An 8,280-nucleotide genomic window follows, 5' to 3' on the forward strand; every position below is an offset into this window, starting at 1 on the left:
AGTCACAACTCCCAATGCCGCAACACTATCGGTACCTGAACCTGCATTGACAGTGCTCAGCCCACTAAAGCTGATGTCCGCAACATCCAGGGCATTGTTGCCGGTAATCTCAAAGGCATCGACACCACTGCTGCCGGTCAACGTCGCGGTCACCGCGCTGGCGATACCATCAAAAGTCAGGGTGCCTGATTCAGCAGTGACTTGGTTCACAGCGCCTGTCAACGCCAGGCCATCGCTGTAAGCACTGGCATCCAGGCTATCACTATCGCCATTGCCGTTCACGGAGGACATGCCGGAAACCGTCAGCTCATAAGCTTTTACATTCCCATCGGCCTGTAAAATAAATGCATCTGCATTCGTTGTACCCACAAGAGCTGCATTCGTCGCTGTGAGATTCTCGACATTACTAAAGGTGATCCCGCTATTTTTTGCTTGATAGTTGGTACCAGTGAGTTCCCAGTTAACACCGTCTGCGCCAGTTACGCTGTCGGTGCCATCCCCCAAATCAACCTTCTCCACCCCAGAAAAAGAGATAGCATCGATAGAAAAAGATTTAGTCCCATTGACTATTAAGGAATCGGCGCTATCTGATAGCGTAAACAAGTCGTCACCACTGTTAGCTACAACGGTCCCGGAGTTTGTGACTGTGATATCACCAAGTTCATTAATCGTATTGTCATCTGTACCACCAACCGAGAGAGAGAAGTCGGAAACAGTAATTGAACCTTCATTGGTAAACGACCCTCCAGCATTAACTGTCAAGCCACCATTTACTGCTGAAACTGTAACTCCATTATCAATTTTTACACCGCTATACGAGGTCAGCGTCAAAGTATGAGCCGTAGTCCATGCAATGGAGTCAGCAACAAGAATTCCATCTGAAAAATCACCGCCAGATGGGGTTACAGGTCCACCGGGACCTGAACCATTATTAGCATCAGTAACACTGATCTCTATATTATTATTCGCCAGTGCACTTACTACAGCTGAAACCGAAACACAATTGTTTGTGACACAAGGATCGTCAGCAATTTCCATCCAGCCTGGATCCAGTAGCCAGTTACCCGTTTCTCCATCACCATGGCTCAATGTGGATACAAACATATCCTCTTCATCAAGATGAAGGTATTGCTTACCAGAAGTTTCTACTAAACCACCATCACCGCCAGCAGCCCCTGACTCCGCCAGGATAGTCCCGCCAAACTCCGTAGTAATATCGGACCATACGATGACCTTGCCACCCTTAGCATTTCCAATACCACTCGCATTAATATTTGCCTCACTTGTGACCGTCGTAAATTCGGCATTGCGAATTTCGGGATTTACTCCTTGATAATCTCCCCCGATAAGTACCTCACCGCCGGAATCAGTACCACGAGCATCAATATCGCCTGCAAGGAAAACCTCGTCACCTAACACCGCAACATAACCACCATTTCCGGAATTACCCGTAACACTTATTTGTCCGGTGTGCTCAGCAGTATCACCCTCTAATACAATTTCACCACCAGCTATGCCTGAGGCATCTAAAGTTCCACTGTTGGCAACACCACTACCAGAACCAAATAAGCGAATTTTTCCCCCGCTGGTATCAATGCCTTTTGCCTTTATCGAACCTTCATTATTTACTGCAGCTGTAAATAGATCACCAGAGACGCTAGCCTCCATTAATACTTGCGCGCCCTCAATAGCTCCTTCATTTAGTATGGCACTATCTACACCCAGCTCATTCTCCATGACCTCTTTAGTAATTTTGAGACCAATAAGCCCATCCGCATCGAATGTGAGTAATGCTTCATCAGCCGCAGCCAAACTAACCAGCTCTGCACTAATCAACCCTGAAGATGCATTGGTAACCTGTTTTCCTACCAATAGCGCACTGGATGCATTAATTACCCCACGGTTTACGACAATACCCGATGAACCATCTTCACCCTGGAAAATAAAGTCCCCATTCATGAAGTCTTCTGGATTCATATCAAGCCCAGAAGCGGTGATGGCACCTACATTCACTGTTGCAGTTTCAGTAAAAAGCACTCCTCGCGGATTAACAAGAATTACATGTCCATTCGCCTCAATTGATCCGTGAATCGTAGTTGGATCCTGCCCTAAAATACGATTAAGTACGATGGATGAGGAATCAGGTTGTAAAAACTTGACCAGTTCTTCCGGGCTTAGGTTAAATGATTCCCAATCTATCGATAGCAAATCAGTGGCCTGATCGATTGTTGTGGTTGAACCATCCACATCAATCGTACCTTCACCTCCGGTCACTACACCGCCCTCAGGACCCGCATAAGCCATGGGGCTCAAAATCCCCGCAAGCACACCAGCATAAGCAAGGCTTGATAATTTTATTGCAGTTACTAATCTTCTTACTTCAAGCGTTTTCTTTTTAGCTTTCATACCAGAACCCTGCGAAGAGGAACTTTGTTTTCGTTAGTAATTCAGAAATTTAATAATTAGTTATAAAAAATTGAAAAATCAGCATAAACCGTTGGCTCATCTTCACCAACAGCAATATTTGTTATCGAGGTACTCGACATAATTGGCCAAGCCATAGAAACTTTGCTTGAGAACCGATCATCCCAACTGAATTTGAAGAGTACACCCGCCCCAGAGAACCTGGCCCAATCATCATCAAGTGTTTCTTCGTAGTTATTAACAAAGCCATAACCAACATCTGCTATAAGGGCAACCTGTACAATGTCGTTTAAGCGCTGCCCGAAAAGAACCGGATTGATCGCTTCAGGAAAATTCACGTACCACTCTGCAGATAAGACCGCTCCTTTATCAGCGGAAAAATCCCTCACTGCAAATGCTCGTACACCATTAGCCCCACCCAATGACATCTGTTCAAACCCGGGTAAGTTGCTTTCGCTATATTGTGCTCGTCCTTTCAAGATAAGTCTTGATTGCTCATCTATAAAAGGGATAGGAAGAAAAAGCAAAGAGCTGGTATTGATCGCCACTTTATTAAAATCATCCCCTCTGCCAGCTTCAACATCATTCTGATGCTCACCATATTGAAGATTCACATTCATTATATTCAACATGGAAAAAAGGCCATTAGAGAGACTATCCAAATAAACACCAACCTCACCGCCATAAACATGATCGTTTGTAAAAGCAATCGCCCCCTCAAGCTCAGATTCCTTCTCTGTTATTCCGAAAGAGCCTGTCAAATTGAAATCCCGAGAGCGACGGAATTTATGATCTAGAGAAACGGCATAACTTTTATTGATACCGGATATATTGAGTGCATTGATAACATTTTCCTTATTTTCTTCATCGTAGAGATTAAACTCATTATGATCTGCCGAAATCTCTAGTCTGGTACGAGGAGAAAATACAGGGAAACTATATCTAATTTGACCCAAATCAGAACCAAGCTTTTCATCCGTTTCAAGAGCAGATTTTAAATAGCTTACCGTTAACGCATCTCCTATACCCAGTGGATTCAGCCAATCAACCGTGGCATAGGCTCTTTCATTACCTGTATAAAGAGAACCATGATTATCCAACCTTAAAGAAGCCTTATAAGAGCTTGTTTCACGCGCTTTCAAATTAAGTTTGGTTTCTCCAGGATTATCACCAGCGCTAAAATACCCAGTAACATTTAGGCCCGGTAGATCATTGAGAAGGTATAACCCCTCCTCAATACTTTCATGGTTCACCAATTCCCCTCTTTGGCCTTCGAAAGGCTCTGCAAGTTGATCCAGGGCGTAACGCTCATTATCTTCAGCAACAACCTGTCCCAGCAGCCCCTCCTGAACAGTGAGAGTAACTACACCATTTTCAACGTCTTGCGCAGGTATTTGTACTTGAGCAAGGAACAAACCTTGACGGCGATAAAAGTTAGTAAGTTCTGCAGCTATATCTTCCAGGTCCCCATAACTTAGTCCACGTTCCTTATTTTGCTTCTCTATAACACTGACCAGCTTTTTTAATTCTGCAGGGCCAAGGCCTCCCGGATTAAATTGGGCATTCATGTTTCCCAGTAAGATAGCCAGCTCTTCCAAATTTTCTACGGTATATCCACTGGCAAGAATCTTATCTTCCTTCATATATTTAATGCGCAAATCCTCAGCCATCTTCTCGATGGTGGTGCGCTCAATACCAAATTCTGGATACTCTTCTAACCTGTGAAACCGAAACTCTTTGACAGTAATACGTGGCCCTTGATTACGCTGGGAAATTTCGGGGATTTCAGTATTAAGGTTTGGGTCCTCCGCCTCAAAAGTCCGCTGGAGATAGTCTTTTGTTACATCTACTTCGCTAACAGTTGGTGTATTTTGATCGAATGCCTGCCTTACACGACTTCGAAAGCTGGAGTCCTCCTCCTGAGCTTTAGCAGGCATTTGCAGTAGCATAAAACTGGCACTAATAAAGAGTGCCAGTTTGCTTTGTTTGAGCCAGAACATAACTCCCCCAAATAAAATTCTTATTTATTTGCCCCCCTGAACTTCTAATTGGGAAAGGCCGAATTACAATTATTTAGTTAACATCCCTAACGATGCGAAACCCTGTAAATTCATCTGCCTGACCATTATGGAGCCGCTTTGTTGTAGCCAGGCAGCGACTCATGGGGTCCAAGCGATTACCCCCTAAGGCCAGCAACTCACCATCGGTGCCACGTGCCCACTCCTGCACATTGCCGACTGAATTCACCAAGCCAAACCTATTAGAAGAGCCGGATTGCGCTGGGACAAATTCAGCTCCCTTCTCGATACCACCATATTTAAGGTGGCAATTTCGATCAGCCAGCTCTTCCTGACCATTCGCACTGGCTGCGGCAAACCATTCCTGCTCGGTGGGTAGACGGTAACTATAACCAGTTTCGTCGCTTAACCAACTTAGGTATGCCTCTGCACTAGTTAATAACACGTTATTAGCTGGCATATTGTCGGCACCGAATTCCAGCGAATTACACTGCTTAGTGATACTGCAGAATTGCTTCAAATCAAGATTACTTATTTCATATTTACCAACAGCAAGAGGCCTGCCACTTACACCTTTGATAACGACCATCGCCGGGCCTTTGCTACCATCTGCAAGACGATCACGACAACTGTAGCGATCTCCTCTACCGCCACTTCCTGGTACCAGGTGCCCACAGAAGTCCAGCTTGAGCTCTTTCAGAGGCTGATAGCTGGGGAGAAGCGCCCTAAACTCATCCACCAGAGCCTCTGTTTGGGTCGGGTCTTTTGCACCCAGATTGGAAGCACAGGTACTGAGTTCTTCACCGATAACCGGACGAATCTGCTGGGCCTTGATATTGTCCACTTTCGCGAGCTGGGAAAGTTGCGCCCCAATAGCCCCCACATTCATATCAAAGCTGCAAGTCAGAACCGCTTCCATCTCATTGAGAATCGCATCTACCTGTTTCTGCTTGATTGTAGCCAGACGACGACGCTCGGCCCGCTCTTCTTGTAAGCGCAGGCGCTCCGCTTCTCGCTCAGCCTCCAAACGCTCAGCTTCAAGACGTGCCTGTAAATTCTCCCTATCAGTCGCCAACTGGGATTTAATCGCCACTGCCCGGCTGGATACCCCATACCAGTTAGCAGCACTTCGAAGCATTAGGTCGGCTTGGTCCAGGTTACCCAAGTTAAGCTGACCAGTTGCGGCAGCTAAGAACAGCTCAGATATCTCACGCCGTGAGGCATCCAGAAAGTCATCATCACCAGGGTTCAGCTCTGAGTATTCCTTCAGCTCCAGACGGAGGTCGTTCTCCCAGGCGGGAGTTAAGATACTCAAGTTAATCAGCCGGCTAATCGCTTCTTTCTTATCACTGATTCGGCGCTCTAACAGCTCCTGCTGCAATTTTCGTTCAAGCTCTATTTTTACCCTCTCTTGTTCGGCGGTATTCTGCTGCTCCAAGTGGTTATAACCAAATCCAGCGCCAATAAGCATCATGGCAAAGGCACTACCCAGAACCCATTTCCAGGTATTACTAATAAAGAATGCCTGCACAAACTTTTCGACGGTATCGGTACGATTTTCCCGCTTCAGTTCCAGGGCAGACTCAAGGGCACGCCATTCTCTGCGGTTCAGCCCCTTGATGCGCTTTGGACGTAACTTCTGCTCAAAAGCCTTATCCGCAGGAGTTTTGTCATAGGGATGGCGACCACAAAACAATTCATAGGCCACACAGCCCAGTGCATAAACATCATCAGAGGGGGCTGGCTCTCCCCCTTTCAACATCTCATAGCTCGCATAAGCGGGCGTCAGTGCCCCAAGACTGCCAGCATCAAATACAGTGGTCTCACCAGTTTTATTCGCAATTCCTCCTTCCGATACTGCTCGCGCAATACCAAAGTCAAAAACCTTTGCGCCTTTCTTACTGGTGACGAAAATATTGCCCGGTTTAAAGTCGGAGTGGACGATTTTATGTGAATGCGCATAGATCAGTGCCTGACAAATATCCGTAAATACGGATCGCGCTTTTTCTGGTTCAAGCCCCACATCTGCATGATCTCGCAGAAGCTTATCCAAGGGTGCCCCTTCCAGGAATTCCATCGTCATAAAGACGCGGTCACCATCACGGTCAAAATCATAAACCGTTACGATGTTAGGATGGGCTAGAGTTTGAGACTTGCGCGCCTCACGTTGCAGGGAAATAAAGGCATCAGGGTGCTTCTGAAAATCATCGTTTAACAGCTTAATAGCGACATAGGGTTCGCTGTCGTTAGCTTCTAATTTTCGGCGGTCGAGAGCTTTATAAACTGCCCCCATACCGCCAACACCCAAGAGTTTGTCAAGCTCAAAACGCCCTTTAATCACGGTCTTTGTAACAGCACCTGAGGGTAAGGGTTCGAAAGAGTCAGGAGTATCGATGGGATTAGCCGGTATTCCACCTTCTAACTTAGTGCCGACTTCTTTCTGAACAGAAGCTTTGTGCGGGGCCGGACTGAAGACGGTAGCATCAGTCCCAAAATCTGCAGCAGCATTGGGAATTATCGCTTGGGCTCCACGAACTGGCGGATGGTCATTTGAACCGGTAGCATCCTGGCGCACAACGACAGTGACATCACCATCTTCCGTTAACCCACCTGCAGCTTGCTCCGGGCCGGGCGGAGAGCCACTCGGCCGAACAATACGTGTCTTATCGTTCAATTCCGCCTCCTTGGGAAAGTACTACCAAATATCCAAATGCATAACAAAAATGTTACGGGCTTATCAATTAAGGTAATTTAAAGTGGCAAAGTATATCGAACAGGTTAAGGAGCAACAATCAAGGTATATTCAAAATAATTTGCCTACAGGCGTCATAAGTACACTATCCCAGTAGTGGTGCAGCTAACCGGAATGCTTGCCAATGAATACAACCAATTACATAGGCTTACATGCATGTTTTTTAAACAACCCCGATAATTGAAATAATTTTAATTGGTGCAAGGAAGCTAACAATTCTTAATATTTTCATATTTCTTCCAAATTTTGGCGGGACGGAAAATTAAACCGTAATTCTCTGTATATTTAATTGGTGTCAGAGTCGAATACGCTCAGCGGGCATATACCCAACAACAGTAAAAGGGCTTCGGATAATTGGTGCCAGAGTCGATTAAATAACGAAAAATTATGGTTTTTTTTTGCTTTTCTCTCTGTTTAAATCACCCCAGTTGCCACTGCGACGTTACCTGAGCTACTGACTCATCGCCGTGGTAAAGGATTAACCACCAACATCAAAAGCCAACCAAGAGGGAATCCCCATGGCTATCTACATGAACTTCAATAACAAAGCCACCAAAGGCAACGTCACCGCCAAAGGTTACGAAGACTGGATCGAAGTTGACAGCTTCAACTTTGGTGTTGGCCGCGGTATCACCATGGAAGCCGGTGCTACCTCCAACCGTGAAGCCTCTCGCCCCAGCCTGAGCGAAGTCACTTTCACCAAGCGTATTGACGCTTCTTCCGGTGGTTTGTTCAAGTCTTCTGTCACTGGCGACGAAGGTGTGCCCGTAGAGATTCATGTTGTACAGACCGGCGCCAACTCTGTAGAAAAGTACGCTGTTTACAAGCTGACTGACGTAATCATCTCCTCTTACAGCATTGGTGCTTCTGCCGGCGGTGCTCCTCAGGAGTCCGTATCTCTGAGCTTTGCCAAAATCGAAGCCGAACTCGACCACGCTGATAAGACTAACAAGAACCCGAAGAACATGAAGGTTGGATACGACCTCACCACAGCGACTCCGCTGTAATTGGTTCGACTCTTTTCGGGTTGAACGGTGGCCTGCAGAGTACCTGCGGGCTACCGCCCTCCAGTTCTTTAGCTGAGTG

General features: G+C 46.2%; 4 protein-coding genes. 1 reads left to right on the forward strand and 3 read right to left on the reverse strand.

The features are described from left to right. The 3 genes from ABWV76_RS21885 to ABWV76_RS21895 all read right to left on the reverse strand — a co-directional run. Positions 1-2,406: two-partner secretion domain-containing protein (locus ABWV76_RS21885; RefSeq protein ID WP_353377280.1), on the reverse strand; the 2,406-nt coding region annotated here is incomplete at its 3' end. 56 nt (positions 2,407-2,462) lie between these two features. Then, entirely contained in the window at positions 2,463-4,424 is a 1,962-nt protein-coding gene (locus ABWV76_RS21890) for a ShlB/FhaC/HecB family hemolysin secretion/activation protein (RefSeq protein ID WP_020411091.1), read from the reverse strand. Between the two features lie 73 nt (positions 4,425-4,497). Then, positions 4,498-7,116 carry a bifunctional serine/threonine-protein kinase/formylglycine-generating enzyme family protein gene (locus ABWV76_RS21895; protein WP_020411090.1) on the reverse strand — a complete coding sequence of 873 codons (2,619 nt, stop codon included), beginning with the start codon at positions 7,114-7,116 and terminating at the stop codon, positions 4,498-4,500. A 596-nt stretch (positions 7,117-7,712) separates the two neighbouring features. On the opposite strand from ABWV76_RS21895, the gene ABWV76_RS21900 reads away from it, so the two are divergent. Then, positions 7,713-8,201, forward strand: coding sequence for an Hcp family type VI secretion system effector (locus ABWV76_RS21900; RefSeq protein ID WP_020413589.1), 489 nt, complete (start codon positions 7,713-7,715; stop codon positions 8,199-8,201). Positions 8,202-8,280: the final 79 nt, after the last annotated feature.

It is taken from the genome of Microbulbifer sp. NBRC 101763 (genome assembly GCF_040371615.1).
GTDB classification, from domain to species: Bacteria; Pseudomonadota; Gammaproteobacteria; order Pseudomonadales; family Cellvibrionaceae; genus Microbulbifer; species Microbulbifer variabilis.